General features: G+C 54.9%; 28 protein-coding genes and 1 other annotated feature. Of the genes, 3 read left to right on the plus strand and 25 right to left on the minus strand.

Annotated elements, in window-relative coordinates; all coding sequences use genetic code 11:
* Positions 1-28: 28 nt before the first annotated feature.
* The 7 genes from queA to ACAF76_RS14590 form a co-directional block, all read right to left on the minus strand.
* A complete protein-coding gene (gene queA / locus ACAF76_RS14560; RefSeq protein WP_421616851.1) occupies positions 29-1,057 on the minus strand; it encodes a tRNA preQ1(34) S-adenosylmethionine ribosyltransferase-isomerase QueA in 1,029 nt (342 codons plus the stop codon).
* 41 nt (positions 1,058-1,098) lie between these two features.
* A complete protein-coding gene (locus ACAF76_RS14565) occupies positions 1,099-3,012 on the minus strand; it encodes a SpoIID/LytB domain-containing protein (protein WP_421616852.1) in 1,914 nt (637 codons plus the stop codon).
* Between the two features lie 198 nt (positions 3,013-3,210).
* Positions 3,211-3,429 carry a DUF2905 domain-containing protein gene (locus ACAF76_RS14570; protein WP_421616853.1) on the minus strand — a complete coding sequence of 73 codons (219 nt, stop codon included), beginning with the start codon at positions 3,427-3,429 and terminating at the stop codon, positions 3,211-3,213.
* Positions 3,426-4,424, minus strand: a complete 999-nt coding sequence (gene ruvB / locus ACAF76_RS14575) for a Holliday junction branch migration DNA helicase RuvB (RefSeq protein WP_421616854.1) — start codon at positions 4,422-4,424, stop codon at positions 3,426-3,428. The genes ACAF76_RS14570 and ruvB overlap by 4 nt, the downstream gene beginning before the upstream one ends.
* 6 nt (positions 4,425-4,430) lie before the next feature.
* The gene (gene ruvA / locus ACAF76_RS14580) at positions 4,431-5,048 is read right to left on the minus strand and encodes a Holliday junction branch migration protein RuvA (RefSeq protein ID WP_421616855.1); all 618 of its coding nucleotides are present in this window, start codon (positions 5,046-5,048) and stop codon (positions 4,431-4,433) included.
* Positions 5,045-5,545, minus strand: a complete 501-nt coding sequence (gene ruvC / locus ACAF76_RS14585) for a crossover junction endodeoxyribonuclease RuvC (protein WP_421616856.1) — start codon at positions 5,543-5,545, stop codon at positions 5,045-5,047. The genes ruvA and ruvC overlap by 4 nt, the downstream gene beginning before the upstream one ends.
* A 128-nt stretch (positions 5,546-5,673) precedes the next feature.
* Positions 5,674-5,868: a hypothetical protein gene (locus tag ACAF76_RS14590; protein ID WP_421617921.1), complete on the minus strand. Its 195-nt coding sequence runs from the start codon at positions 5,866-5,868 to the stop codon at positions 5,674-5,676.
* Positions 5,869-5,990: 122 nt separating this feature from the next.
* Between ACAF76_RS14590 and ACAF76_RS14595 the strand changes: the two genes are divergently transcribed.
* Complete coding sequence (locus ACAF76_RS14595) at positions 5,991-7,085, plus strand: hypothetical protein (RefSeq protein WP_421616857.1); 1,095 nt, start codon at positions 5,991-5,993, stop codon at positions 7,083-7,085.
* 78 nt (positions 7,086-7,163) lie between these two features.
* Here the strand turns inward: ACAF76_RS14595 and ACAF76_RS14600 are convergent, their stop codons facing one another.
* A complete protein-coding gene (locus tag ACAF76_RS14600) occupies positions 7,164-7,718 on the minus strand; it encodes a BofC C-terminal domain-containing protein (RefSeq protein ID WP_421616858.1) in 555 nt (184 codons plus the stop codon).
* A gap of 187 nt (positions 7,719-7,905) precedes the next feature.
* Here ACAF76_RS14600 and ACAF76_RS14605 point away from each other — a divergent pair, with 187 nt between their 5' ends.
* On the plus strand, positions 7,906-9,894 hold the full coding sequence (locus tag ACAF76_RS14605; protein WP_421616859.1) for a bifunctional 2',3'-cyclic-nucleotide 2'-phosphodiesterase/3'-nucleotidase: 1,989 nt from the start codon (positions 7,906-7,908) through the stop codon (positions 9,892-9,894).
* A gap of 45 nt (positions 9,895-9,939) precedes the next feature.
* On the opposite strand, the gene ACAF76_RS14610 is transcribed toward ACAF76_RS14605, so the two are convergent.
* The 7 genes from ACAF76_RS14610 to ACAF76_RS14640 all read right to left on the minus strand — a co-directional run bounded on the left by ACAF76_RS14610 (position 9,940) and on the right by ACAF76_RS14640 (position 17,394).
* A complete protein-coding gene (locus ACAF76_RS14610; protein WP_421616860.1) occupies positions 9,940-10,968 on the minus strand; it encodes a phosphotransferase in 1,029 nt (342 codons plus the stop codon).
* A gap of 11 nt (positions 10,969-10,979) precedes the next feature.
* Positions 10,980-12,611, minus strand: a complete 1,632-nt coding sequence (safA, locus tag ACAF76_RS14615; RefSeq protein WP_421616861.1) for a SafA/ExsA family spore coat assembly protein — start codon at positions 12,609-12,611, stop codon at positions 10,980-10,982.
* A 123-nt stretch (positions 12,612-12,734) separates the two neighbouring features.
* Positions 12,735-13,598, minus strand: a complete 864-nt coding sequence (gene pheA, locus ACAF76_RS14620) for a prephenate dehydratase (protein WP_421616862.1) — start codon at positions 13,596-13,598, stop codon at positions 12,735-12,737.
* Between the two features lie 22 nt (positions 13,599-13,620).
* Positions 13,621-14,547 (minus strand): homoserine kinase, encoded by a 927-nt coding sequence (gene thrB, locus ACAF76_RS14625; protein ID WP_421616863.1) that lies wholly within the window; start codon positions 14,545-14,547, stop codon positions 13,621-13,623.
* Positions 14,544-15,626: a threonine synthase gene (thrC, locus tag ACAF76_RS14630; RefSeq protein WP_421616864.1), complete on the minus strand. Its 1,083-nt coding sequence runs from the start codon at positions 15,624-15,626 to the stop codon at positions 14,544-14,546. The genes thrB and thrC overlap by 4 nt, the downstream gene beginning before the upstream one ends.
* Positions 15,623-16,927, minus strand: coding sequence for a homoserine dehydrogenase (locus tag ACAF76_RS14635; RefSeq protein WP_421616865.1), 1,305 nt, complete (start codon positions 16,925-16,927; stop codon positions 15,623-15,625). The genes thrC and ACAF76_RS14635 overlap by 4 nt, the downstream gene beginning before the upstream one ends.
* Positions 16,928-16,950: 23 nt before the next feature.
* On the minus strand, positions 16,951-17,394 hold the full coding sequence (locus tag ACAF76_RS14640; protein WP_421616866.1) for an ACT domain-containing protein: 444 nt from the start codon (positions 17,392-17,394) through the stop codon (positions 16,951-16,953).
* A 186-nt stretch (positions 17,395-17,580) separates the two neighbouring features.
* Here ACAF76_RS14640 and ACAF76_RS14645 point away from each other — a divergent pair, with 186 nt between their 5' ends.
* Complete coding sequence (locus tag ACAF76_RS14645; RefSeq protein ID WP_421616867.1) at positions 17,581-17,733, plus strand: hypothetical protein; 153 nt, start codon at positions 17,581-17,583, stop codon at positions 17,731-17,733.
* Positions 17,734-17,853: 120 nt separating this feature from the next.
* Here the strand turns inward: ACAF76_RS14645 and ACAF76_RS14650 are convergent, their stop codons facing one another.
* From ACAF76_RS14650 to ACAF76_RS14695, 10 genes are all read right to left on the minus strand, one after another.
* A complete protein-coding gene (locus ACAF76_RS14650) occupies positions 17,854-19,032 on the minus strand; it encodes an NAD(P)/FAD-dependent oxidoreductase (protein WP_421616868.1) in 1,179 nt (392 codons plus the stop codon).
* A 41-nt stretch (positions 19,033-19,073) separates the two neighbouring features.
* Positions 19,074-19,517 carry a DUF1641 domain-containing protein gene (locus tag ACAF76_RS14655; protein ID WP_421616869.1) on the minus strand — a complete coding sequence of 148 codons (444 nt, stop codon included), beginning with the start codon at positions 19,515-19,517 and terminating at the stop codon, positions 19,074-19,076.
* Between the two features lie 214 nt (positions 19,518-19,731).
* Positions 19,732-20,394: a PilZ domain-containing protein gene (locus ACAF76_RS14660; protein WP_421616870.1), complete on the minus strand. Its 663-nt coding sequence runs from the start codon at positions 20,392-20,394 to the stop codon at positions 19,732-19,734.
* Between the two features lie 8 nt (positions 20,395-20,402).
* Positions 20,403-21,680 carry a GTPase ObgE gene (gene obgE, locus ACAF76_RS14665; protein WP_421616871.1) on the minus strand — a complete coding sequence of 426 codons (1,278 nt, stop codon included), beginning with the start codon at positions 21,678-21,680 and terminating at the stop codon, positions 20,403-20,405.
* A 13-nt stretch (positions 21,681-21,693) separates the two neighbouring features.
* A complete protein-coding gene (locus ACAF76_RS14670) occupies positions 21,694-22,278 on the minus strand; it encodes a Spo0B C-terminal domain-containing protein (protein WP_421616872.1) in 585 nt (194 codons plus the stop codon).
* A 114-nt stretch (positions 22,279-22,392) separates the two neighbouring features.
* Complete coding sequence (gene rpmA / locus ACAF76_RS14675) at positions 22,393-22,692, minus strand: 50S ribosomal protein L27 (protein ID WP_421616873.1); 300 nt, start codon at positions 22,690-22,692, stop codon at positions 22,393-22,395.
* Between the two features lies 1 nt (position 22,693).
* Positions 22,694-23,047 (minus strand): ribosomal-processing cysteine protease Prp, encoded by a 354-nt coding sequence (locus ACAF76_RS14680; RefSeq protein ID WP_421616874.1) that lies wholly within the window; start codon positions 23,045-23,047, stop codon positions 22,694-22,696.
* A 15-nt stretch (positions 23,048-23,062) separates the two neighbouring features.
* Positions 23,063-23,374: a 50S ribosomal protein L21 gene (rplU, locus tag ACAF76_RS14685; RefSeq protein WP_421616875.1), complete on the minus strand. Its 312-nt coding sequence runs from the start codon at positions 23,372-23,374 to the stop codon at positions 23,063-23,065.
* Between the two features lie 10 nt (positions 23,375-23,384).
* Positions 23,385-23,463, minus strand: a sequence feature (ribosomal protein L21 leader region).
* 51 nt (positions 23,464-23,514) lie between these two features.
* Positions 23,515-25,008 carry an Rne/Rng family ribonuclease gene (locus ACAF76_RS14690; protein WP_421616876.1) on the minus strand — a complete coding sequence of 498 codons (1,494 nt, stop codon included), beginning with the start codon at positions 25,006-25,008 and terminating at the stop codon, positions 23,515-23,517.
* A 222-nt stretch (positions 25,009-25,230) separates the two neighbouring features.
* On the minus strand, positions 25,231-25,884 hold the full coding sequence (locus ACAF76_RS14695) for a FusB/FusC family EF-G-binding protein (protein WP_421616877.1): 654 nt from the start codon (positions 25,882-25,884) through the stop codon (positions 25,231-25,233).
* Positions 25,885-25,978: the final 94 nt, after the last annotated feature.

A 25,978-nucleotide genomic window follows, 5' to 3' on the forward strand; every position in this document is an offset into this window, starting at 1 on the left:
CTAATATATGAAACACAGCCGAATCCTTTTACAAAATCAACATGGCATCACCGAAGCTGAAAAACCGGTACTCTTCCTCTACCGCGCTTTTGTATGCGCGCATGATTGCATCCCGTCCCGCCAAGGCGCTGACCAGCATCATCAAGGTCGATTTGGGGAGGTGAAAGTTGGTGAGCAGCCCGTCGATAATCGAGAATGTGTAGCCCGGGTAAATGAAAATGTCCGTCCACCCGTTTGTCGCAACCAGTTTGCCGCCATGGGCGCTGCCGACTGTTTCCAGCGTCCGGCATGAGGTCGTTCCGACGGCGAGTACCCTACGTCCCTCTGCCTTGGCGCGATTGACCAGTTCAGCCGTTCGCTCGGGGATCTCGTAATACTCGGCATGCATGACATGCTCCTCTACCGTGTCTGCAGAGACAGGGCGAAACGTCCCCAAGCCCACGTGAAGCGTAATGTAGGCGAGATGCACGCCTTTTTCCTCTATCTGCTTCAGATAGGACTCGGTAAAATGCAGCCCGGCAGTCGGTGCTGCTGCGGAGCCAGTCTCCCGCGCATAGACCGTCTGGTAGCGCTCCTTGTCCTCCAGTTGTGCATGAATGTACGGAGGGAGCGGCATCGAACCCAGCCGATCGAGAATTTCGTAAAAAATGCCGTCGTAGGAGAACCGGACGATCCTGCCTCCCATCTCGGTCGCGTCCTCGCAGATGCAGCGCAGCATGCCGCCGCCAAACACGAGCTCTGTTCCCGGTTTTACCCGTTTTCCGGGCTTCATCAGTGTCTCCCAGCGATCGTCGCCAAGCGACTTGAGCAAAAGCACCTCGATCTTTGCACCGGTTTCCGCTTTTTCCCCGATCAACCTGGCCGGCATCACCCGGCTGTCATTGAGCACAAGCACATCGCCCGGCATGAGGTGATTGATCAGATCGGTAAAGCGCTGATGGGAAAAGTTACCCGTCTGCTTGTCTAAGACAAGCAGACGGGAAGAAGTCCGTTCTTGCAGCGGATGCTGTGCGATCAAATGTTCAGGAAGCTCAAAATCAAATTGTTGCACGTCCACGTTTTGTTGCTCCTTTGTTTCCAGTTGGCGTGACCGTAAACCTATCTCTCGATTTGCACGCCCTGATAGTAGTGTTGCAGAATCTGCTTGTAGTCATACCCACTTTCTGCCATCGCTCTGGCGCCGAATTGAGAGACGCCCAGACCGTGACCGTATCCGGTTCCCCGGAACACGAACGAGTTGCCCACCTTTGCGACTTCAAATTTCGTGCTGGGCAGCGTCGCTCCATTGCGCAAAAAGACGGAGCGATGCGCATCCGGCGAAGAGACGGTGATCGTCTCTCCGTTTGCCTGCATCTCCATTACCCGGCCTGATGGACCGCGTTTGGTCACGGTCAGCGTCTGGACCGTGCCGGCGATCCGCGGCGCATTGTAGCGATCCTGGTTCGCATTGATCATGGCCGTAATTTCCTCTGCGGTATACGGACCTCTCGACCAGGAGTAGGCGTTGTCCTCCGCGACTTCAGCTAGGATCGTCACATTCGTGCCCGCTGACAGCGTCGTCAGTACCTGGTGGAAAAAGGTTCCCGGCCCTGTCCGCACATTGCTGTTGTCCGTCACGATCGTAGCTTGCCGCTGTCCATTGCTGGCAGAACCGTTCTGCGTGACCAGGTCGCTGCGCACATAGCCCGATCTTCCATCGGCCAGCGCGACCTGGTACCACAGAAGCGCGGTCGCCTGCGGTCCGTCATCCTGACTCACTACGGGGCGAAGATAAGGAACCGGGTTGCCCCAGACTTCGGTACCATCTGCTGTCATGCCGCCCGCGTTGGAATAGTACAGCGATTCGACCAGCTTTCCTTCGTACGTAATCACTTCCCCTGCTGTCTGATCGACAGCGAGGCGAACGTCGTCCGATTCTCTTCCGTACCCGAAATACACCTGTTCGACTGCCGTGTCGGACAAGTCGGCAATTCCGTACTTGTCGTTGAAGCTGACCGCCCGTGTGCGAGACAGCACGGCTTGCGTCTTCAACGCTTCCAGCGGCCAGCCTGTTGCCATTTCGGAACCTACCACACCGTACAGATACTCCTCCAGCGGCAGTTCGTTTACGAGCGTCAAAAAGCCGTTGTAGGAAGAAAGCTCCATCTTGCCTCGATAGATGCGCCCCTCGCGTTCGGCGACACCGATCAGACCGCCTTCTTGTGCGCTCGGCTCGACGATGAGCTTCGCTTGCGGAGAGAAGGCGTACTTCACGATCGTCTCACCCGGCGCTCCGTTTACGTCTTGCTTCAGGACGACATACGCATCGCCGTCAGGCTCGGAAAAGGAATGGCGCGGATATTGCGAAGACAAACGCTGTTTCAACGCCGCCACACTCTCCCGACTCGGCTCGTCTCCCAGCCACAGCGCGTACTCGAGCTTGTCTCGCTCCAGGACGGCAACCGGATACGCGGAGACGTCGGCGCCTGCGAACGCTTCAGCCTCGCTTGCTGCTGCCTGTAGCGAAGCGAATCTGCCGGCCTCCAGCCTGTACGGACCTTTTACTACCGGCGCCCGGCCTGTTGCCGTCGCCAGCGTATTTGCTTGATTGGCTGCCGCGTCGTAGCTGTTGTAGCTGCCGCTTACAACCTGGTACACGGTCTGGCCACCCAGCTTTGTTACCTGGATGGTATTTTCGTATTTTTTCTGCGCCAGCTCCTGTGCCACCTGCTGGGCGAGATTCCAATCCGGCGTCTGCGCCACGACCAAATGGTACTCGTCCACGCGAAAACGCGCTGTCGCCTCTTGAGAGTCAGGCAAGTCCTGGTGTGTATTTCCTGCCTGCAATGTCACGTCCATCCCTTGTTCCGATGTGAGTGTAACGGAAGGCACTACACCACGATACCCCACTCCCGCATCGACAAACAAAGCCACCCGAATATCCTTGCTGCTCGCCTGGGCAGGCGTATGTCCACCGAAAAACGCTGTTGTAAGCAGGGCCCCGGAAAGGACTTTGACTATCCATTTTTTCATGTTCCCCTTCGTCCTTTCTGCAACCTTGGATTCGTCGAATTTTGGCATTTCGTCATTTCGTAATCGTTGTTTTTCGACAAAAACTCGGTATTTCCTGCCATTTCGCTTTGGAAATTTGGCTAAAAAGACCAATGTAGCCCCCTTGCCGCATGAAAGTTTCCATCACATGAGACAAAGGGGCTATACCCACGGTTGAGACTATTTGAACAGCCGGAACAAATACATGGCAAGCGACAGTACGATACTGATCACGATGCAGGTCACGATGGGGAAGTAAAAACGCATGTTTTCCTTCTCCACGACAATGTCTCCGGGCAGGCGGCCCAGCGGCAGGAACCTGCCGCCCAATTGCCACAGCAGACCCGCGAGGATCAGGACCGCTCCTCCAATAATCAAAAGTTTGGCTACTGGATTCATGTTTTCATCTCCCGACCAAAGTGTTGATACGCGCTCGGTGTCAGCACGCGTCCGCGCGGTGTGCGCTGCATAAAACCGATCTGCATCAGGTACGGCTCGCACACGTCTTCAATCGTCTGTGATTCTTCGCCAATCGTGGCGGCAATCGTATCGAGCCCGACCGGACCGCCATCAAAGCGCTCCATGATCGCCAGCAACAGCTTGTGGTCGATCTGGTCGAGCCCGCAAGCGTCCACCTGGAGTCTCTCCAGCGCTTCTTTGGCAATATCCCCCGTAATGACTCCTTCGCCAGTCACCTGGGCAAAATCGCGGACCCGCTTGAGCAAGCGGTTGGCGACACGCGGGGTTCCCCGGGAGCGCTTGGCGATCTCCTCGGAGCCGTCCTCGCGAATCTCCACCTGCAAAATGTCGGCCGCCCGCGACACGATAAAGGTCAACTCCGGCACGGTGTAGAACTCCAGCCGGTTGACGACCCCGAAGCGGTCACGCAGCGGCGCAGACAGCATCCCGGCACGCGTCGTCGCCCCAACAAGGGTAAACGGCGGCAAATCGAGCCGGACACTTCGCGCACTCGGGCCTTTGCCGATGATGATGTCGAGCGCGAAATCTTCCATGGCCGGATAGAGCACTTCCTCGACACTGCGGTTTAGCCTATGTATCTCGTCGATAAACAGGACGTCGCCTTCCTGCAGATTGGTGAGAATCGCCGCCAGATCACCCGGCCGCTCGATCGCCGGTCCCGAAGTCGTCCGGATGTTGACGCCCATTTCGTTGGCGATGATCTGCGACAAGGTTGTTTTGCCCAATCCAGGCGGTCCGTACAACAGCACATGATCGAGCGACTCTTTGCGCATCTTTGCCGCTTCGATAAAGATTTTCAAATTCTCCTTGACCTGCTGCTGGCCGATGTACTCCTGCAGGTAGCGGGGACGCAGGCTCAGTTCTGCCGCATCCTCTTCCCAGTTCATCTGCGTCGTAATAATCCGCTGATCCAACGTATGTTACCCCCTCACAAGCAGAGCGAGTCCTTGCTTGATGAGCGTCTCTACGCTCTCGCCGCTCTTCGCCTTTTCGGACAGCGCGCCCCTGATCCGTTGCAGTTCACTGTCGGAGTAGCCGAGTGAAGTCAACGCTTCGAGCGCTTCGTTTAAGGCAGACGTGCTCTGTTGGCCTGCAGCGAGTTCTCCGTCCGCTACCGCCAAAATGGCTGACGGGGTATACCCGACCAGTTTGTCTTTTAAGTCGAGAATCATCCGCTGTGCCGTCTTTTTTCCGATCCCCGGAAATTTCGTCAAGTAGTTGACGTTTTCTTGCTGCACCGCCATCACAATTTGCTCGGGCTCGGCTCCCGCCAGGATTGCCAGCGCGCCCTTTGGCCCGATGCCATTTACGTCGAGCAGCTTGCGGAAGAGATCGCGCTCGTCGCGGCTGGCGAAGCCGTAGAGCAAGATCGCATCCTCGCGTACGTGCTGGTGTGTATGCAGTCGCACTTTATTCCCTTCGAAGCGGACAAACTGGTAGGGATTCGGGCAAAACAGGCGATAGCCAAGTCCTCCTGTCTCCACCACCACGTATTCCGAATCGAGGTAGCACAATGTTCCTTCTACAAAGTCAATCATCGGGGAGCCCCTTCCGAAATGGAAATATAAGCGCGGAATTGCGCGTGTGTAATCGCGATCGCCAGCGCGTCAGCCACGTCGTCGGGCTTCGGTCTGTCCTTGAGCCGCAACAGCATCCGGGTCATCTCCTGGATCTGCTTTTTCTCCGCGCCGCCGTAGCCTGTGACCGCTTGCTTGACCTGCATCGGCGTGTATTCGTAGACCGGCACCCCGGCCAGCTCGGAAGTGAGCAGAATCACACCGCGGGCCTGGCCGACCGTGAACGCTGTCGTCACGTTTTTGCTAAAAAACAGCTTTTCTACCGCCATCTCGTCAGGGCGGTATGTTTCCAGCAAACTTTGCATCGCTTCAAAAATTTGCTTGAGTCGCAGCGGTACCGGCAATCCGGCCTCCGTCTGAATGCTGCCGTACTGTACGGGACGAAGCTGACTCCCTTGTTTATCGACAACCCCGAAACCGACGATGGCGATCCCGGGGTCGATTCCCATAATGCGCATAGTCCACTCTCCACCGTACAAGATTCTTCCTCTACTGTAACACAAAGCGGCGAAAAAGCGAACGTGCATTTCCATCCTCCATGCGAAAAAACCCGCTTCTGGTACGAAGCGGGCTCATACGGCGTCACCTAGTGTTTGTTCATGCCTAGCTGATCCGACACATCATGCTGCATGTGGGCGTAATCATCCACCTGCTGCTGCATGTTCTCCTCGATCAAATTGATTCGACGATAGTCCAGCTTGTTGTGTCCCTGGTTCAGTTCTACGTACAAACGCTGGTGAAACATCGGGTCCCTGTAGCTTCCTCTCGACATTCGAAAGATACCTCCCCATGATTGCCGTATGCAAACAGTATGGCACATCGGAGCTGCCTCTACCGTGCCAAAAACTGCTGCTCATCCGCCACCAGCCCCGTGCCCATACTAGAAAAGTGAGGTGTATCGGGATGCCCGTACGAATCGTTCGCATTGTTGTGATGTTGCTTATACACGTACTAATCGCATCCTTGCCGTTCTTCGAAGCGCAGGCGCTGCAATTCGGAAAGCAGCAGGCGATGACCGTTTCTGTCTTTGTCTCCGCAAGCTCGACGTATGCCACCAGCAAAACATTCGACATCTCCCCTGAGCTGATCCGTCATTGGAAACAGGCCCGTTTCGCTGCGGCAACGGTCGATCCAAGCTGGATTCGCGCAATGGTCAGCGTAATGGGAAAAACGTATGCCTACGACCACGACCGACGGCTTTTTACAACAGACGGCCAACAGCTTCTGCTCCCGAAGCAAGCCAGATCCCACCTCGAAAGCTGTGTCCAAACAGTCGAACAGCTTCACTACGGCAGCTTGACTCCCTGGAGCGAAGTCAAACATTCGTTTCGGCGGATGGATTACGCCACGGTAGTCGACCTGGAGACAGGCCAGCGCTTTCGTGTGCAGCGCAGAGCCGGGAGCAGGCACGCCGATGTGCAGCCTTTGACGAAGCAGGACACGAACATTATGAAAGAAATCTATCAGGGCAAGTGGAGCTGGAGACGAAGGGCGATTCGCGTAGAGCTGGACGGCTATTCGTTCGCTGCTTCGATGCACGGCATGCCGCACGGGGCAGGGGCAATCAAAGGAAACGCATTCCCCGGTCATTTTTGCATTCATTTTTTTGGCAGCTCCACACATCGCCGTCTCGACCCTGACCCCAGCCACAGCATGATGATCCAAAAAGCCGCCGGACTCTTGCCGCAAGCATTGACAGCGGCTGCGCCAAAGGAAATCGTCGAGTATTTTCTTACTTCGCTCAACGAACACGATACCCATACGCTGGAGATGTTGACATCGGGTGAAGCCTTGTCGGAAACGATCCGGTCGATCGAAACCGTCAGGCGACCGCTGCAGGTCAGGCTTTTGGAGCCATCAGGCGAGCTGTTGGTCGAAGCGGATGTCCAGTTCGAATATTTCACCCGGCACGGAAAAAACAAGGCGGATACGTGGACGTTTGTCTTGCAGCGCTTTTCCCCCTGGGAACGCTGGCGGATTGTCCGGATTGACACCTAAGGCAAGCAATACGGGGCCAAAGCAGGAAGGCAACCTTCGTTCCCGCTTTAGCCCCGCAGCTTTTCCCAATGGTACAGCTTACTCTTCTTCGCTCAGCTGGTATTCCCCGTATGTAGACAAGACACTGTGATACTCCGCCAGGTCGTGGATGCGAATCCCCCGTTTCAAATTCTCCACTTCCTCTTTGGACAGGCTGGCTTCCATTTTTTCCGTATTGATCCGGTAAAAAGTCTGGATCACTTCCTGCTCTTGCGGCAATCCGTGAAACAAGGTCAGGATGCCGTCCTCGGACAGTCCAAAATGCCCGTTTTCCTTGCATTCCGGGGAGAGGTCGTGTTCGCGCTTGAGCAAAATCAGCTTGGACAAATCACCCGAGACGATTTCCCATCCCTTGTACGCCGCCATCGTGTCAGCGAGCAGATGGACTGGCACTGGCTTGTGCTCCTCGTCCCTGACTCCGCACAAATAGCTACGGGTCAGCACGAGCGTGAACGATTTGCCGATCCCTTGGTCGCTATTGCTGGAGGCCAGCTTGCTGACAGGCAGCGGCTGCACCATGAGCGCGATGCCGATTGCCAGTCCGGCTACGAAAGCGGCTCCCCAGTAACCGTATCCTTTCCATTTTTCTCTCATGTACGATGAACCCCTTTATACTAGGCTTTTTTCACTATTTTCGCCATTTTAGAAGAATCACATACCCGAGAAACTCTCAAGATTCCCATATTTACGACAAATGGACAAGGAAAATCTACCAATCCCCACACCCCGGTGGTAAACTGGAGGAGAATGACATTATCGTTTTTTTGGGGGTATTGTAAACATGAAAAAACCGAGTAAAAAAATGCTGGCAACTTTCCTGCTCAGCACGTCGCTGGTTGTCAGCGCCCTGTCTTTCCCTCTCACTCCTGTTAGCGCAGCAGATGGCTCCACGCTGAAACTGCGTCTGCTGCAAACGACGGATCTGCACACGAACATCGTCAACTACGACTACTACCAGGACAAAGAGACTGACGAGTTTGGTCTGGTAAAAACGGCTACCTTGATCAAGCAGGCCCGCGAAGAAGTCGCCAACAGCGTCCTGATCGACAACGGCGACTTGATCCAAGGAAATCCGCTGGGTGACTACGTGGCAAAAATCGATCCGCTCGAAGAAGGCGAAACCCACCCTGTTTACAAAGCAATGAATCTGTTGGACTACGATGCCGGAAATATCGGAAACCACGAGTTCAACTTCGGGCTGGAGCATCTGGAAAAAAGCCTCGCTGGCGCTAATTTCCCATACGTGAACGCCAACGTATACATCGATGACCAGGACGACAATCCCGACAATGACGTGAACATGTTCGATCCATATCTCATCCTCGATCGCACCTTTACCGACGAGAATGGCAACCAGGTAGAGCTGAAAGTCGGCGTCATCGGTTTTGTCCCCCCACGCATCATGCAATGGGACAAAGCTCACCTGGAAGGCAAAGTAATCGCCAAAGACATCGTCGAGAGCGCGAAAAAATACGTTCCGGAAATGAAAGAAAAAGGCGCGGACATCATTATCGCCGTTCCTCACTCCGGCATCGGTTCGACTGATCCGGAGGCCGACACGGAAAACGCCACGTACCAATTGAGCAAGGTTGAAGGCATCGACGCCATCCTCTTTGGCCACTCCCACGGCGTATTCCCGGGCCCTGGCTACGAAAACATCGAAGGCGTAGACAGCGAAAAAGGAACGATCAATGGCGTACCTGCCGTCATGCCTGGATTCTGGGGCAATCACCTCGGCGTGATCGACCTGACGCTGAAACAGGAGAACGGCAAATGGGTAGTCGCTGATTCTGTTGTAGAAAATCGTCCAATCTTCGATGCAGCTAGCAAAGTCGCGCTGGTCGACCCGGACCAGGCATTGGTCGAAGCGGTGAAAGAAGACCACGATCATACAGTTGAGTGGGTTCGTTCCGCTGTCGGTACCACCACTGCTCCGATCCACAGCTACTTTGCACTGGTACAAGACGATCCGTCCATCCAGATCGTGACCAATGCACAAAAATGGTACATCGAAAAAATGATCCAAGGTACCGAGTACGAAGGCATTCCTGTCCTTTCTGCCGGCGCTCCTTTCAAAGCGGGCGGCCGCAACGGAGCAAGCTACTACACCAACATTCCTGCTGGCACACTGGCAATCAAAAACGTCTCCGACCTGTACGTCTATCCGAATACGGTACAAGCAGTTCAGCTGACTGGCGCAGAAGTAAAAGAGTGGCTGGAGCGCGCGGCAGGACAGTTCAACCAGGTAGACGTGACGAAGAAGGAAGAACAGCCGATCATCAACGATGCGTTCCCTTCCTACAACTACGATGTCATTGACGGCGTGACGTACGAAATTGACCTGACACAACCATCCAAATACTCGACATCCGGCGAACTGGTCAATCCAGAGGCTAACCGGATCAAAAACCTGGCGTTCAACGGCGAGCCGATCAACCTGGAAGACAAATTCATCGTCGTCACCAACAACTACCGAGCTTCCGGCGGCGGCAGCTTCCCAGGTCTGGACGGTTCCAAAACAATCATCGAATCTCCGGACGAAAATCGCCAGGTGATCATCAACTACATCCTGAGCGAAGAAACGATCAACCCGTCTGCTGACCAAAACTGGACATTCGCACCGATCGAAGCAGATGTAAACCTGACGTTCACCAGCTCCGCAGATGCAAAGGCGTACCTGGATCAAATGCCGCACCTGAAACTCATCTCCGAGTCTGAAGACGGCTTTGCCAAATACTCCATCGACCTGTCCAAATCCGCTTCCGAGTAATCGTAAAAAAGAAGCTGACGTCCCGTGCTGTCAGCTTCTTTTTCTTTACCCTACAAAGTAGTAGTGGCCCCACTGCGAATATTGAAAGATTTTTTCGGCCGCTTGGAGAAATTCACTCCGTTTTGGATACAGCCTCGCTTCCATTTGCACGAGCTGATGGACTCCGCGCAAGTGATAGCCTGGTCTGTTTCCATAAAGGCCGGTAATTTCGCGCAGGACATTGTCGGGATAACGCAGCATCTGGTGGATCGTCCATACTTGCGTGTCGTTCAGCGGATTGACCTTGTTGTACGCTTCGATCGCTTCAACGAACGACTCCAGGCGGTATTCCTGCATCAACAGCATCCGCGACATCAACTGAACCACATCAAACAACTGCAAGTCATGGCCGACGGTATCGAGGTCGATCAAGTAGCAATTGCCGCGGGCGGTGAGTAAAAAGTTGTGGCTGGCGACATCGCGGTGGGCGAGCGTCCCTCTTTCCATCGCCGTGTACATTTCCGCAGTCAGCGGAAGTTTGTAGGCCTGCTGCAAAAGGTGCTGCCCATCGCGAATGATCAACCCCTCCATCTGCTGGATGAGTGATTCGAGCCGGTTTTGGGGTCCATTGCGTTCGATCGCCCAGGTGATTCGTTCGAACTGCTCCAGCCTGCTCTCCCATTTGTCCAGCAGTGCCGGAATTCCCTCGTACGCATACGTATACGGCACCGGGAAGCCCTGGGCTGCGAGGTGAAAATGGGCCAGTGTCTCCGCCGATTTTTTGACATCATACAAGACGCCATTGTCTGCTTCTTTTCCGTCAATCATCTTCATAATCGTGTAGTAGCGGTCTTCAAAAGGAAATACTTTGGCACCCTCCGCATCAGACACATACTGGACCGTATGGAGGAAGCCCTTTTGTCGCAAGGCTTGGGAAAGCTCTGTCACCCATTTCGCTTTTTCCACGTTTTTGTAGCCCTTGAGAATCCAGTAGCCCCGGTCTGTTTTGAGCAGGAATACATTCCGCTTCGGTTTCACCGCGTAAATATGGCAGCGAAACGCCTTTTCCAAAGAAGGTATGAGAGTTTTGTTCATACCCCACCTGTTTAGTACGCAGAGGATTCATCATGCCCTGCTCCCCAATCCGGCATCAAGCCCTGGCTCGGCTCTGATGCTGGGGCTGGGTTGGTCGCGTCGGGCGAGTAGTTCACGTGGGAAAAACGTCTCCTCTTGGACCTTCTGCCTCGGCGGCTCGGGCGTCCGATGCTGGAATCACATGAAGAAGACGACGACTCCACGCATTCCTCCTCGATTCTTTCAGGCCTTGCTGGATACGGCGGAACGGGTGGATGCGAATTATAGTAATACGGCATCACTGGCATCGGAACCCCTCCCCTGCCGCATGGCGGGCATGGTGCAGGGATGTACGACGGCATCATCGGCGGCATCGGAGCGATTGGCGGCATCGGATGTACAGGTCTGTGGTACGGCTGGAAGTGCGTATACGGCATTACCTGCGGTCCAGGTGGCAGATTGCCCGGAAGCGGGAACGGACGGTTCGGACCCGTCTGCTGCGGGCTTACTTGCGGGAACGGACGGTTCGGACCCGTCTGCTGCGGGCTTACTTGCGGGAACGGACGGTTCGGACCTGTTTGCTGCGGGCTTACTTGCGGGAACGGCTGGTTCGGACCCGTCTGCTGCGGGCTTACTTGCGGGAACGGCTGGTTCGGACCTGTTTGCTGCGGGCTTACTTGCGGGAACGGCTGGTTCGGACCTGTTTGCTGCGGGCTTACCCATGGGAACGGCTGGTTCGGACCTGTTTGCTGCGGACTTACCCATGGAAACGGCTCATTCGGACCCGTCTGCTGCGGACTTACCCGTGGAAACGGCTCATTCGGACCTGTTTGCTGCGGGCTTACTTGCGTGTGCGGCAGATTTGGCTGTGACTGGTACGGGCTTATTTCATTGGGCGGCATGGTCGGTTTCAGTGGTCGACGCCTCGGTACCGTCTGCGACTGATACGGACTCACCTGATTCGGCTGCACCTGTTTGGGTGGCATCGGCGGCTGATACTGATACGGTCTTACCTGCGGTTGGGGCGGCTGTGTGGGTGGCAGATTCGGCACTCGGGGGATATTGGGCTGCGCCTGGTAGGGCGACACGTACGGCGGTTGTACATTTGGACGAACGGGACCTGGTGCGAACGGACGGGGCGGCTGCATAATCGCCGGCGGTGTATAGAAAAAGGGAGCTACCGTCGGCTCAACTGGACGCAGAGGTTGTTTGGCTGGTTCCCTGAACCGATCTGGCGAGATCTCCTCTACTTTGACTCTTTCTTCCTCTGCCGCCTCGATCTCCACCCGATCCTCTTTTTCTGGCTCTACAGGCGCCAGCTCTTCGCTCTCCACCTCTACCCTGCTTTCTTCCTGTTCGGGTTCCTGCTCGGGTTCCAGCGGGCGGCGTTCAATCTCACTCGGAACCTCCGGCTCTTCTACCCGTGGAATCGGCCTTTCCTTTTCTTTGGGCACCTCGCTCGACTGCTGCAAAGAACGCTGCTGGCCTCTTTGTTGCGGACGAACGGGGACCCCTTTTGCCGGAATCTTGATCCTGGCCCCGGGATAAATCGTGTCGGGAGTTTTGATTTGGCTGTTCAAACGTAGCAATTCCTTGAAATCGACGCCATATTTCTTGGCGATCTTCCACATGGTGTCGCCTTTTTGTACGACATGAATTCTCACTGTTTCTCCTCCCTTGCGAAAACTCCCTACCATGGTATGCACCCATGGGCGTTTTGCTCCTGTTGTTCTGCCAACAATTGGAGAGGAGGGAAACGGGACGAAAAAACAGGAAAAAACCAGCAATCAGAGGCTGGTTTTTTCAATATAAAACGGATATGTCCCGAGCTGTCTGACCTGGCAGCCGATTGCTTCAATCTCGGCAAAAGCGCCTGGCAAAAGGACGTCATCCATTTTTTGTTCAATGTCGATGACAAAATAGTAGCTGCCCAGCCCTTTTTTCGTCGGGCGGGACTCAATTCGCGACAGGTTGATCTTGCGCCAGGCAAACGCCGCCAGCACCTGATAGAGCGCTCCCGGAAAATCTTCCGGCAACGTAACCAAAATCGTCGTCTTCTCCCGTTTCGACGCTGGCATTTCCAGAGGCTCATGGCCTACGAGCACAAAGCGCGTGTAGTTGTTGGAAAAGTCCTGAATGCGCTCCTTGGCGAATTCGAGCGGGTAAATCTCTACATTGAGACGCGTCCCGATCGCTGCCCACGGCTCATCCGGATGCTCGCTGACGGTCTGCGCCGCCAGTGCCGTGCTGTTCGTGTACTCGATCGCTGCTTGCGGCAGATGCTCCCGCAAAAAATTGTGGCTTTGTGCAATGGCCTGCGGGTGGGACAATACGCGCGTAATCGCTGACAAGGGCAACGGCTGCTCCCGTTTTGCCACCAGCAGATTTTGCGTGATGGGCAGAGCCAGCTCCGCCAAAATCGGCAAATCCACTTCATGGATGAGCCAGTCCAGCGTCATGTTGACAGTGCCTTCGATCGAGTTCTCCATCGGTACGACACCGTAATGCACGTCTCCCCTGGCCACCGCGTTCAAGATGTCGATAATCGTCGGGTACGGCATGAGCTCGATTTCTCTTCCGTCCATCAGCGTCCGCGCTGCCTCTTCTGTAAATGTCCCCCGGGGTCCAAGGTAAGCAAGTTTCTTCTCCATGGCGGTTCTCCTATTTTGCTCTCTATTTCTGGATTTCGATTTGTACGCCATGGACGTCCGGTTGTAGTGCCATCGTGCGGTACGAAATGCCGTGCCCGGTCATCACTTTGTCGACAAAGCCCTCCACCTGCTTGCGTCCTTCTTCGGAGGCGACAAAGCAAAGGATCGTCGGGCCCGCTCCACTCAGAGCGGCTCCCACGGCTCCGTGCTGCATCGCTTCGTCGAGAATTTCCCGAAGACCAGGTACAAGCTCCGCACGGTATGGCTGATGCAGCCGATCGCCCATCGCCTTACCCAGCAAATCCAGCCTGCCTTGTGCCAATGCTGCCACGAGCAAGCTGCTATGTCCAACATTATATATGACATCTTGCTTGCTGTACACGTGCGGCAAAACATTTCGCGCCTTTTCTGTCGAGAGGGCAAACTCCGGGATGACGACGAGAGCTTGCAAATCTTTCGGAGGTTCCAGCCGGATGTAGGGAACGGACTCTCCTTGTTTTTCTGGTGCCATCGCCACGACAATGCCGCCGAACAAAGAGGCGCCGACATTGTCCGGATGTCCTTCGTATTCTGTCGCCATGTCAAACAGTTGCTGGCGCGCAAACGGCTCGCCGGCGAGTTGGTTTGCCGCAACCAAAGCTCCGACAATGGCAGCTGCGCTGCTGCCGAGGCCCCGCGTCAACGGAGCCTCGCTGGAGGCGCGGATAAACAGCTCCGGTACAGGAAGGGAAGCCCTGCGAAACAAATCTGCCGCGATCTGATAGATCAGGTTGCTCTTGTCCGCAGGAACCCCCTGCAATTCCTGTCCTTCCAATACGATGACAGTCTCTTCGCTGCGTCTCATCTCCACAACCGAATACAACCGCAGTGCCATGCCGAGCGCGTCGAATCCCGGTCCGAGATTGGCGGTACTGGCCGGAACGATCACACGTACGAGCGGCTCACTCATGGCGACACTTCTTCTCCTGTATTGCGTACCAGCTCCATAACTGCCTCACGCGTTGCCGGAACGGAGCGCGGCTCTTCTCCGATCAGCTTCAATGCGATGTTGGGATCTTTCAAACCGTTTCCAGTCAGGACGCAAGCCACTTTTGCTCCCTCCGGCAGTTTGCCAGCCTCTTTCAGCTTGATTACGCCGGCAAGGGAAGCGGCAGAAGCCGGCTCACAAAACACGCCTTCGCTTTTCGCCAGCAGTTGATAGGCGCGCAAAATTTCATCGTCCGTGACGCTGTCGACCAGCCCGTATGATTCGCTGATCGCGTTCAGCGCCCCGTCTTTGCTCGCCGGATTTCCGATGCGGATCGCTGTCGCTACCGTCTCCGGGTTTGGCACGGGCTTGCCGTGGACGAGCGGTGCGGCACCTGCTGCCTGGAAGCCGAACATGCGCGGCAGACGACCTGCCTTGCCCGCTGCGTGAAACTCCTTGAAGCCTTTCCAGTAGGCAGTGATATTGCCTGCATTTCCGACCGGGATCGCGAGGATGTCGGGAGCGTCGCCGAGTGCGTCGACAATTTCAAATGCTGCTGTTTTTTGCCCTTCGATCCGGTACGGATTGACCGAGTTGACCAGCGTAATCGGCTCTTTCGCGGTAATTTCCCGCACGATGTTGAGCGCTTCGTCGAAGTTGCCGTCGATTGCGATCACTTCTGCACCGTAGGCGATCGCCTGCGCCAGCTTGCCAAGCGCGATGTTGCCGCTCGGGATCAGCACGATGCAGCGCAGTCCGCAGCGTGCCGCGTATGCAGCAGCGGCGGCGGATGTATTGCCCGTCGAGGCGCACATGATCGTCGTGCTGCCCTCTTCTACCGCTTTGGCTACTGCCATCACCATGCCGCGGTCTTTAAACGAACCGGTAGGGTTGAGCCCTTCGTACTTGACGTACAGTTCCACGCCCAACTGCTTGGACAGATTGGCGGCATGAATCAGCGGGGTACTGCCTTCATGCAGGCTGACGAGCGGGGTTTTCTCTGTCACCGGGAGATATTCGCGGTAACGGGCAAGGATGCCGGTTTGTCGATCTGAACTCATAGTCTGTCTCCACCTTCCACACGGTAACAACTTTTTACTTCCGAGATGATGTCCATTTGCTCCAGATACGCGATCACATCGTCCATATCGCGTTTTGAAGAGGAATGCGTCACCATGATCAGTTCTGCCTGTTCCCCGTTATTGTACGGCTGTTGGATCACCTGTTCCAGCGAAATGTTCTTGTCGGCCAACAGGTGCGTGATTTGCGCCAGCACGCCGCGCTTGTCTGCGACGACGATGCGCAGGAAGTACTTGGACAGCTTCTGGCTGTCGTCCTTGAGGATCTTTTCCTTGTACGGCGCTACTGTTCCGCGGCCATTGACGCCGAGCTTCATGTTTTTCACCACGGTCACGAGGTCGGAGACGACAGCGGTAGCCGTCGGCATTTCCCCTGCACCAGGCCCGTAGAACATCGTCTCGCCGACCGCTTCCCCGTAGACGTAGACTGCATTGAAGACGCCGTTTACTGACGCGAGCGGGTGCGACTTGGGAATCATCGTCGGCTGTACGCTGACCTCGATCGCTTCGCCGTCGCGGCGGGCCAGGCCCATCAGCTTGACATCGTAGCCGAGCTGCTTGCCGTAGGCGATGTCTTCTTTGGAGACGGAACTGATGCCTTTGACATCCACATCCTCGAGCTTGAGCGGGGAGTGGAAGCCAAGCGTCGCCAGGATTGCCATTTTGCGGGCAGCGTCAAAGCCTTCGACGTCAGATGTCGGATCGGCTTCTGCGTATCCGAGCTCCTGCGCTTCTTTCAGCACCTCGGCGTAATCGGCACCCTCCTGGCTCATTTTGCTCAAAATGTAGTTGGTCGTTCCGTTAACGATCCCCATCATCTTGGTGATGCGGTCCGACGAGAAGCCCTCTACCAATGCGCGCAAAATCGGGATGCCCCCGGCCACGCTCGCTTCGTAAAAGACGTCACAGCCGTTCTCCTGGGCTTTGTTGAGAATCTCGGCGCCGTGCAGGGCCATCAGGTCTTTGTTGGCGGTGACGACGTGCTTGCCTGCCTCGAGTGCGCGCAGGATGTATTCTTTGGCGGGGGAAATGCCGCCGATCACTTCGACGATGACATCAATATCCGGATCATCCAACAATTCTGACGGATCTGTCGTCAAGCTGGACGACATTGAAGACAGTGCGCGTCCCTTCTCCGCATTTTGCACGAGAATTTTTTTCACTTCGATGCCAAGTCCTGTCTGCTTTTGCAAGTCTTCCTGGTGAGCCTGGATGATGCGCACAACCCCTGTTCCTACCGTACCGAACCCCATCAAACCTACTTTTACAACCTGCTTTTCCATCTCTCCATACCCTCCTATTGAATCTATCCTCTACCTACAATCATCGCCTTGCGTACACCTGGCACCAGTTGCAGTCCATCCACAAATTCCGTAGTGGATACGCGCAGATGTGCCATATCAACCGACATCGAAACAGTAGCAATCCCTTGCAGCGGAATCGTCTGGTTAATCGACAGCACGTTGCCGCCTTGATCGGCCACGTACGTAAGCACCTTGGACAAATAACCGGAGACGTGTTCCAGCGAAAAGGTAATCGTCATAATCTTTTCGCTCATCATCGCATTGAAGGGAAAAATGCCATCCTTGTACTTGTAATACGCACTCCGGCTCAGACCGACGCGCTCGACTGCATCATTGACGGTCTCCACTTCCCCGGACTCGAGCAGTTTTTTGGCTTCGATCGTCTTCGCGATAGACTCTGGTAAAATGTCAGATCGAATCAGGTAAAATTTTTCTTCCCGTTTCATCTGTTATGTCCTCCTGAGAAAAACAGATGTTTCTTCATAGAGGACATTATAACGGATCGCTCCCCCCCTGGCAATCCTTGCACGGTATTTTTTTCGTGGAATTTTACTCAGTTCATTCCTGCTTACATGTGTACACCATGCTTCGTACACACTAGTAGCGAGCATCGCGACAGGAGGTGAGCAAGCATGGCAGGTCGTGGAAAAGCGGACAAATCAGAGCGCCGCAACAACCATCCAGCCGCCAAACCGTCGTCGCTGGACCAGTTTGGCGAAGCCCGCAACGAAGGCAGGATGTCCCAGTCTCCGCACATTGTCGAAAACCCCAGCGGAAACGGCTGAGCCCAGACACCTGCGCTGGCATCCGAATAGCGCAGATCGGCGGCAAAGATCGTCACATGTTGGAGTGCATACAAGAACCCGGGCAACACACACCCGGGTTTTCCACGTTCATTTGTGAAATTAGTATACCAGCGAAAAAAGGCCGTTAATATGGGCAAGATAACGAATATTGCTCGCTTCTTTCATCAAGGTCGCCGGTGTGCCCTTGAGCTTGATCTGGCTGCTGCCGATGGTCCCGATCGCATCTTTGCGTCCCAGGCTGCCGAGCGTACCGGAGAACACAGGGCTGAAGGCATCCATTTTGTATCCTTTGAAGTACGCGTGCAGATTGTAGCCGACAGTCTCTCCCATCTGCCAAGCCAATTGCGCGGTCGGCGGATACGGGCGTCCTTCTGGTCCCATTACGACGGCACTGTCGCCGGCGAGGAAGACGTCAGGATGCGACGTGGACTGGAGGAATTCCGTTACAGTCGCACGTCCGCGGTTGACTTCCAGACCGCTGTTGGCGACGACGGCATTTCCTTGCACGCCGCCCGTCCAGACCATCGTTTTGGTTTCGATGCTCGTTCCATCCTTGAGCAGCACCGTCGACTCTTTCATCTCTGTCACGGGCACTCCAGTCAGGAACTGGACGCCGCGAGCTTCGAGGCTCGTTTTCGCCCGCTCGACGAGGTCAGGGGCAAATCCGCCGAGAATGGACGGACCTGCCTCTACGCAGTACAGACCAACTTCGGCAAAATCGACGCCGTACTTTTTGCAAAGTTCCGGCAGCATGTCGGCAAATTCGCCCACCAGCTCGATTCCGGTCAAGCCGCCTCCGCCGATGACAAAGGTTGCGTCCGCTTTGTTTCGGCTTTCGCTGTAAGCGGCAATCCGTTCTTCCACATGGGCGCGAATCCGGTTTGCGTCGTGGACCGACTTCAACGTAAAGCTGTATTCCTGCAATCCAGGGATGCCAAAAAAGGCTGTCTCGCTGCCCAGCGCTACGACCAGTGCATCGTATTTCAGTTGTTCGCCGCTGGCCAGGGTGACGCGTTTGGAATCGAGACCGATCGTCTCCACCGTGTCGATGACCAGGTTAATGCCTTTGCCGCGCAGCAGCTTTTCCAGCGGCAGTGCGACATTTCTTTCATCCAGATTGCCTGCGGCCAAACGGTGCAGTTCCGTAATAATCTGGTGCGTCGGAAAACGGTTTACCACGGTAATTTCCGCTTCTTCCACCGTCATGTGCTTGCGTGCGGTCAATGCGCTGAGCAATCCGCCATAGCCGCCACCCAAAATAATGATTTGCTTCGCCATCGCTCCATCCTCCGTCCGTCTCTTCGTTCGTTATCGATGATCTACTTCAGTCGCTGGCGCTCGGCCATTACCTCTAAAAAGGCTTGTGTGAAGCGCAATGTTTTTTGCACCTGCGGATCTTTCAGCATTTTCAACATGGCAAACAAGCCTACCGTAGACGTCTCGTCCTGTGAGCGCTCATTCGCTTCAATCGCGGCCTGGGCGATGCCTTTTGCCTTGTCCTGGAGCGGCTTGACGAACTCTTCCATGCCGCCTTTCAGATCGGACATCAGTACAGGATCGTTGGCGACCGTCTGCACCAGATCGTACGCCTTGGTCAGCACGGTGGTCATTTCCGCCAGCTTCGGCAAGTTTTCCACGAGAACATTCAAAGACTGCTGCACTTCCGGCTTCATCAGTTGATCCAGCACGTCTTGCTGCACCGGTGCTTGCGTTGCTGTCGCTGCCGCTTCATTTGCAGCTTGTTGCGTGTTTGGTTGTGACATGGGATACGTCCTCCTTTGCGTGGGATAGAGGCCTTGGTTTCTCGATGCCTGCTCTAGCAGCATAAGCCGACTCTCCCTGGGAGAACCGATGCGCTTAATTTGTGCCTTTTTTCACAAAGTCCGATAAAAAAAGAAACAGGATCGATGAAGAACTCTACCTCTATACTATATACCTTGCCCCGGTGAAATTTCAAAGAAAAAAAACCGTCCCTGTTCAGACGGTTTCTAGCAAAACATTGTAATAGTCCTGGACAAGCTGGTAGTGCTTGTCGCTAATGTCCGTAAACTGCAATTCCATAACGGCCTGCGAGCCTTCAAAGCTCTTCTCTACGACCTGGGCCATTCCAACCACTTCCTGGTTGTTCGACGGAATGACAAAGGACAAGTGGATAAAGTCTTTCTTGGCGATATACCCTTCCGTGCCAATCACCAAGCGGGTAGGCGATAACTTCAGCAACACGCCTTCCCCTTTTTCTTCGATCGGCCGCGCTCCCATTACTTTGTAGGGAATCCGAATCTCCGTGTCCGGGACAAGCAAATCGTTGACCGGCGATGCAGAGACAGACTCCTGCTTGATCGAAGTCGGGATCAATCCAAGCAGGCGGACTGGCCACATCGTCTGTTCCTGGATCACTAAACATTCCACAATCACTGTGCTTTTTTCTATTTTCCACCGTATGCGCACAGTAGAGCCAAGAACTTCCTGCTTTATTTTATCCTTTACCTCACAGGAGACGACGATATAACCAGCTTTTGCATGTTCCACCAGGATCGGAACCGATTGCTTCACCTGCGAAGATAGCATCATCTGCAGGGAAGCGCCACGCTGCAATTGCTTTTCGGCAAGAAACGGTTGTAGTGATGCAGCTTCTGTCATTGTTTTTGTCACTCCACAAAATCAAACTCAAGTTTTCCGATACGCACCGTATCGCCATCCTTCGCCCCGTGCTGGCGCAATGCATCGTCCACGCCCATGCTGCGCATCATTTTGGCAAAGCGCTGGGCAGCATCGTAACTGTTCAAATTGGTCATGCGTACGAGCTTCTCGATTTTTTCGCCACTGACGACGAATACTTCATTCTCACGCGTAACCTGGAACGCGTCCGGTTCTTTTTCCGCGCGGAAGACGACTCTTTCCTCCACCTCGGCGACTTCTTCCACAGCGAGCCGCTCCGGAATAGTCGCGAGCAGATCACCGATGGCATACATCAATTCCTGCACGCCTTTTTTGGTCGCCGCAGAAATCTCGTAAATCTGTACATCGGGCAGCTTCTCGCGGAAACGTCGCAAATTTTCCTGTGCTTCCGGCATGTCCATCTTGTTGGCGACGACGATCTGCGGACGTTCCTCCAGCTTCAGGTTGTAGAGTACAAGTTCCCGGTTGATTTGCATGTAATCCTCATATGGATCGCGCCCGTCTACGGCAGCCATGTCAATCACGTGGACGATCAGCCGCGTCCGCTCGACATGGCGCAAAAACTGGTGGCCCAGTCCGACTCCTTCATGCGCGCCCTCGATCAGTCCGGGCAGATCAGCCATGACAAAGCTCTGCTCTCCCAGATCGACGACGCCCAGGTTGGGAGCCAGAGTGGTGAAGTGATACTCGGCAATTTTCGGTTTGGCTGCCGTCACGCTGGAAAGCAACGTCGACTTGCCGACGCTGGGATAGCCGACCAGCCCTACATCTGCGATCAGCTTCAGTTCCATCGTGATGTAGCGCTCCTGTCCCGGCTCCCCGTTTTCCGAGATGTGAGGGGCAGGATTGGACGGATTGGCAAATCGCATGTTCCCTCTGCCGCCGCGTCCTCCCTTGGCGATCACTGCGCGCTGCCCATGCTCCACCAGATCGGCGATTACTTCCTTCGTGTCGTCGTCGATCACGGTCGTACCCGGTGGCACACGCACGACCAAATCCTCTGCTCCCGCTCCGTGCTGGGCCTTATTGCGTCCATGCTCGCCGCGCTGTGCCTTGAAATGGCGCTGGTAGCGAAAATCGACGAGCGTTCGCAGCCCTTCATCGACGACAAACACGACGTCGCCGCCTCGGCCTCCGTCACCCCCGGCGGGTCCGCCCAGCGGCACGTATTTCTCACGGCGAAAAGAAACGGCCCCGTTCCCTCCGTCGCCGCCCTTTACGTAAATTTTTACCTGATCGACAAACATGGTGTCACCTCTTTCATTCCGCGAATGGAATTACCAGTTCCAGTACCCATTCTTCCTCTGTATGTATCCATTCAGTGACCTCCACCGCGCTGCATTTCCCTTTTTGCACGATCTCCTCCAGCTTTTCCATGCCGTCCGCCGAGATCTTTCCGGCCAGGTCAAAGCGGAAATGAACACCGTTTTCCCCCGCCGACAAGCTGACCTGCATGCTCGCTTGTTCATACCCGTCCTGGGAAACGTGCTCGTTAGCTGTGCACAAAATCTCCGCAATCAATTGAAACAGGACTTGCTCGTCCAACGCAATGCGGGACAGGTCCACATGTTCACAAACCTCTACTTCTAACAGCATTTCCTTGTTCAGCGCATTAAATGTCAAAAAAAAGACGGACAACAGCGAGTTGTTGAGCCGAGCAATCATGCTTTCCTGCATGGCCATTTCGGCAATCCGCCTCAGGTGCGCCTCTGACTGTTCCGTACGGTTCAAGTGCAGGTAGCCGAGTAGAATCTGAACATGGTTTAGCCAGTCATGTCGCTGCCTGTTGAGCACTTGCAGCAATTCTTCTGTCTGGTGTGTAATCAGTTTCCACTCACCGCCCATTCGATCCACCCATGTCACTAGAATTTCCCTTCATGCGCCCATTGTACCACAAAAAGGGGCTGGTATAAAAAGAAAACCCAGCGACAAGGCTGGGTAATTTCTTTCGCACATATGTTACGCTTGAGAAGCAACCGGCTCGATCACAACTTGCTTGCGATCACGGCCCAGACGCTTGAAGCGGACAACACCGTCTGCTGTCGCAAACAGCGTATCGTCGCCACCCTTCATCACGTTGAGGCCTGGGTAAATCTTCGTACCGCGTTGACGAACGAGGATATTACCTGCTTTCACGAATTGACCATCTCCGCGTTTTACGCCAAGGCGCTTGGAAATGGAATCGCGTCCGTTCTTCGTGGAACCTACCCCTTTTTTGGAAGCGAAGAACTGCAGGTCTACAGGAAAACGAAAGTTCATGTCAGACACCTCCTTGCCATTTTGTATCGTGAATGGAAACAAAACGTCCGTTTGTTTCAGCAACCATAAACAAAGAGACTACCATGCTTTCAGCCAAAAGCTGCTGCTTCTCGCTGGCATTTCTGTCAGCAAGAGGACGGAGCTTCCAGTTGAAAAAACCGCCTTCTTTTTCGGCAAACCGAACATCTGGATTGGTACCGAGCAACAGATCGACGGAATTGATCAAGCCGAGACTGATGGCGGAAACCGCGGCACAGACGACATCGGAGCCGTGCTTTCCGGCATTGGCATGTCCCGAAATGGTAATTTCTTCGATCTCGGTTTGCTCGTTACGCTTTACGATGATCGTGATCATCTGCACTACCCGACATTACGCGTTGATTTTTTCAATCACGACTTTAGTGAACGGTTGGCGATGACCTTGTTTGCGACGGTAGTTTTTCTTGGCTTTGTATTTGTACACGATAATTTTTTGCCCTTTACCGTGTTTTTCTACTTTGCCAGTTACGGTAGCGCCAGCCACTGTAGGAGCGCCTGCCGTTACTTTGCCGTCTTTGCTCACGAGCAGAACCTTGTCAAACGTAACAGCTTCTCCTTCGTTGCCAGCCAGCTTTTCGATGAAGAGAACGGAACCCTCTTCAACTTTGTACTGTTTACCACCGGTTTCAATAATAGCGTACACTGTGTGCACCTCCTATACTCAGACTCGCCTGCACAGGTGCGCCGCAAAACGACGTCTTGCCGACCTGGTTCGAGCGGTTACAGTATGTGCAAGACATATCTGTATAACAAACAATAGATTACCATAAAGGCCTGTATCAGTCAAGACTTCTGTGACTGGCGAATGGCTGACAATCGCTCTGCCTCTTCCCTGCGCCCGGCGTACACAATGCGGTACTCCTCTGCCGAAAGACTCGGGTTGTGCACAGCGTGGAGCGCAATCGGGAACGGTCCGGGGGTGCTGCCCAGCCCGCCGGAAAACTGCCGATGCATGTGCGTCGGCAGCTCGACCACAGCGGCCTCAGCATCCTGGGTCCGAGCCATGCCCTCCAGCTCGTCGCACAGCATGCGAACCAGATACTCGACAGACCTGATGCGCCCGCTTCCCCTGCACATCTCGCAGGGGCGGGAAATTCGCTCTGCCAGGCTGGGGCGGACCCTCTTGCGCGTCATTTCGACCAGGCCGAGTGCAGTCATGCCCAGCACTGTCGACGGGACGGGGTCACGGGCGAGCTCCCGCTTGAACATCGTCAGCAGCCGCTCCTTGTTTTCAGCCTGTTTCATATCGATAAAATCGATCAGGATGATGCCGCCAATATCGCGCAAGCGCAACTGTGCTGCAATCACCGTCGCTGCTTCCAGATTGGTCGCGGCGACGGCCTGCTCGCGCTGCTGTCCTCCCTTGCCGGTAAATGCACCCGTATTGACGTCGATGACGGTCATCGCTTCGGTTCGATCGATGACGATAGATCCGCCGCCAGGCAGCGGTACTTGACGCTGCAATGCCTGATGGAGCTGGACATCGACTCCCAGCCAGGCGCGCAAGCTCTCTCTCCCCTGATAACGGCGCAGAAGCTCTAGCTGCCCGGGCTCCAACCGAGCGATCACCGCTTTCAGTTGCTGATAGATGGCCGCATCCTCCACCAGCACCTCCTCCACATCGTGCGCCAGGAAATCCAGCAGGGAGCGCTCGATCCACTCTGCTTCCCGGCTAATCCGCCCGAGCCTGCCGCTTGCCGATGCCGTCTGTGCGATCTGCTGCCAGCATTGGCGCAAATAGGACAGCTCGTCCGCCACCCGCTCCACCGATGCTTCCGCCGCCTCCGTGCGCACGATCAGCCCCTCCTCTGCCGACATTAGAGAGGCAAGCTCCTCCTGCATGCGCGCACGTATTGCGGCATCGCGGATTTTTCGCGAAAGCGAGAGCCCTCCACCGTGCGGCAAATAGACCAGATACCGCCCCTGGATGCTGATTTGCGCGGTAACTTTCGGCGCTTTATGGTCCGTCGCTTCCTTGTCGATCTGGACGAGCAGTTTTTGTCCCTCGTGGACGCGCTCGCGAATCGACTGCTTCTCCTGGCTGGCATGTGCGGGCAGCGGTGCGTCATCCACGTACATGTACGCGTTTTGTCCCTGCCCGAGATCGAGAAAGGCAGACTGGATCGCAGGCAGCACATCCGTCACCCGCGCCTGGTAAATCTCCCCTGCCCTTGCCTCTGTCTCTTCCTGTCCGCTGCGCCATTCCAACAGATGCCCCCGCTCGAGCAGTCCGATCCACAAGTCTTCGCCGCTGCCGCCAATCGCAATCTGCCTCATCTTCCATCACTCCCTGTCGTATCCCGTACACGCCTCTCCAGGCACATGCCCGGATGTACAGGTGTAATCTATCACAGCGAGCGACACATTTCCAGCGCCACCGGCTTTGCTGCGTGCAGGATGTGGACTGCTCTGTGTGAATGCGGACCAAAACGCCGGAGGCCCTGTCAGCCCTGTGCAAAAAAACCGGGGCTGCCCTGTGCGGACACCCCCGGCCTGATGCTATTCGATGACGCTGGCAATGAAACTCTCCAGCGGCGCAGTATCCGTAATCTTCTTGTTGCACTCCAAACCGTCCATGCAAAGGTAATTGCCAACCGCTTTATAGTAATCGGGCGAAGAATTCGCCGGCTTCTTCTTGGAGATCGCCGTAAACATCACGAGTTCCTCGAAGCGATTGCAAACAAAGCAGTGGCCTTTTTTCGTGACTGACGAAAACTTGCCTTCGACACCGACAAATTGGTCGTTGCGCGGGTAGACGATAAACAACTTGCCGGTTGCAACATCGATCCAGCTCAAGTAGCTGATTTGCCGGAAGTCGATCTGGGTCAGATCCGGAACCTTCAGCTTTTTGTTCTTTGGAAACAGCTTCTGGATCTGCTTCTCCGTAATTTTCGGAAACTCCAGCCGATATGCTGCCAGCTCCTTCATGTACTGCTGGATCTCTTCAGTCGTTTCCAGAGCGGCGATCTTCCCCAACATTTGCTTGTATTCGTCTGAAATGTCCGGAAACATCTGGACAATATTTGCTTGCGCTCCGAGCCTGACTGATTCCAGTACCTTTTTGTCAGCAACTGTTCGCAGCGCATTTTGCAGCGTGTTCGCTTCTCTTTTGATCGCGTTGTATTGATGATTGTAGATAAATGGTTTGCACATGTGTGGTTCAGCCCCTTATTTATGATTCATAAAAACAAGGTGCAAAGCCACGTGTTAGAAGCGGTCGCTGCTTAATCGGGCGATGATTCGTCTT

The sequence above is a fragment of the Brevibacillus sp. TJ4 genome, assembly GCF_044627595.2.
Taxonomy (GTDB): domain Bacteria; phylum Bacillota; class Bacilli; order Brevibacillales; family Brevibacillaceae; genus Brevibacillus.

What these genes read in the sequence shown, in the direction of transcription:
- ACAF76_RS14660 (WP_421616870.1), bottom strand. Translation starts at nt 20,394, where the DNA reads ATGACAGAAGCTGCATCACTACAACCGTTTCTTGCCGAAAAGCAATTG.
- ACAF76_RS14645 (WP_421616867.1), top strand. Translation starts at nt 17,581, where the DNA reads ATGGCAGGTCGTGGAAAAGCGGACAAATCAGAGCGCCGCAACAACCAT.
- ACAF76_RS14570 (WP_421616853.1), bottom strand. Translation starts at nt 3,429, where the DNA reads ATGAATCCAGTAGCCAAACTTTTGATTATTGGAGGAGCGGTCCTGATC.
- pheA (WP_421616862.1), bottom strand. Translation starts at nt 13,598, where the DNA reads ATGGAGAAGAAACTTGCTTACCTTGGACCCCGGGGGACATTTACAGAA.
- ACAF76_RS14655 (WP_421616869.1), bottom strand. Translation starts at nt 19,517, where the DNA reads ATGTCACAACCAAACACGCAACAAGCTGCAAATGAAGCGGCAGCGACA.
- ACAF76_RS14605 (WP_421616859.1), top strand. Translation starts at nt 7,906, where the DNA reads ATGAAAAAACCGAGTAAAAAAATGCTGGCAACTTTCCTGCTCAGCACG.
- ACAF76_RS14565 (WP_421616852.1), bottom strand. Translation starts at nt 3,012, where the DNA reads ATGAAAAAATGGATAGTCAAAGTCCTTTCCGGGGCCCTGCTTACAACA.
- ruvA (WP_421616855.1), bottom strand. Translation starts at nt 5,048, where the DNA reads ATGATTGACTTTGTAGAAGGAACATTGTGCTACCTCGATTCGGAATAC.
- ACAF76_RS14610 (WP_421616860.1), bottom strand. Translation starts at nt 10,968, where the DNA reads ATGAACAAAACTCTCATACCTTCTTTGGAAAAGGCGTTTCGCTGCCAT.
- ACAF76_RS14640 (WP_421616866.1), bottom strand. Translation starts at nt 17,394, where the DNA reads ATGAAACGGGAAGAAAAATTTTACCTGATTCGATCTGACATTTTACCA.
- ACAF76_RS14600 (WP_421616858.1), bottom strand. Translation starts at nt 7,718, where the DNA reads ATGAGAGAAAAATGGAAAGGATACGGTTACTGGGGAGCCGCTTTCGTA.
- obgE (WP_421616871.1), bottom strand. Translation starts at nt 21,680, where the DNA reads ATGTTTGTCGATCAGGTAAAAATTTACGTAAAGGGCGGCGACGGAGGG.
- rpmA (WP_421616873.1), bottom strand. Translation starts at nt 22,692, where the DNA reads ATGAACTTTCGTTTTCCTGTAGACCTGCAGTTCTTCGCTTCCAAAAAA.
- thrC (WP_421616864.1), bottom strand. Translation starts at nt 15,626, where the DNA reads ATGAGTTCAGATCGACAAACCGGCATCCTTGCCCGTTACCGCGAATAT.
- ACAF76_RS14595 (WP_421616857.1), top strand. Translation starts at nt 5,991, where the DNA reads ATGCCCGTACGAATCGTTCGCATTGTTGTGATGTTGCTTATACACGTA.
- ACAF76_RS14650 (WP_421616868.1), bottom strand. Translation starts at nt 19,032, where the DNA reads ATGGCGAAGCAAATCATTATTTTGGGTGGCGGCTATGGCGGATTGCTC.
- thrB (WP_421616863.1), bottom strand. Translation starts at nt 14,547, where the DNA reads ATGAGTGAGCCGCTCGTACGTGTGATCGTTCCGGCCAGTACCGCCAAT.
- ACAF76_RS14635 (WP_421616865.1), bottom strand. Translation starts at nt 16,927, where the DNA reads ATGGAAAAGCAGGTTGTAAAAGTAGGTTTGATGGGGTTCGGTACGGTA.
- ACAF76_RS14695 (WP_421616877.1), bottom strand. Translation starts at nt 25,884, where the DNA reads ATGTGCAAACCATTTATCTACAATCATCAATACAACGCGATCAAAAGA.
- ruvC (WP_421616856.1), bottom strand. Translation starts at nt 5,545, where the DNA reads ATGCGCATTATGGGAATCGACCCCGGGATCGCCATCGTCGGTTTCGGG.
- ACAF76_RS14690 (WP_421616876.1), bottom strand. Translation starts at nt 25,008, where the DNA reads ATGAGGCAGATTGCGATTGGCGGCAGCGGCGAAGACTTGTGGATCGGA.
- ACAF76_RS14680 (WP_421616874.1), bottom strand. Translation starts at nt 23,047, where the DNA reads ATGATCACGATCATCGTAAAGCGTAACGAGCAAACCGAGATCGAAGAA.
- ACAF76_RS14670 (WP_421616872.1), bottom strand. Translation starts at nt 22,278, where the DNA reads ATGGGCGGTGAGTGGAAACTGATTACACACCAGACAGAAGAATTGCTG.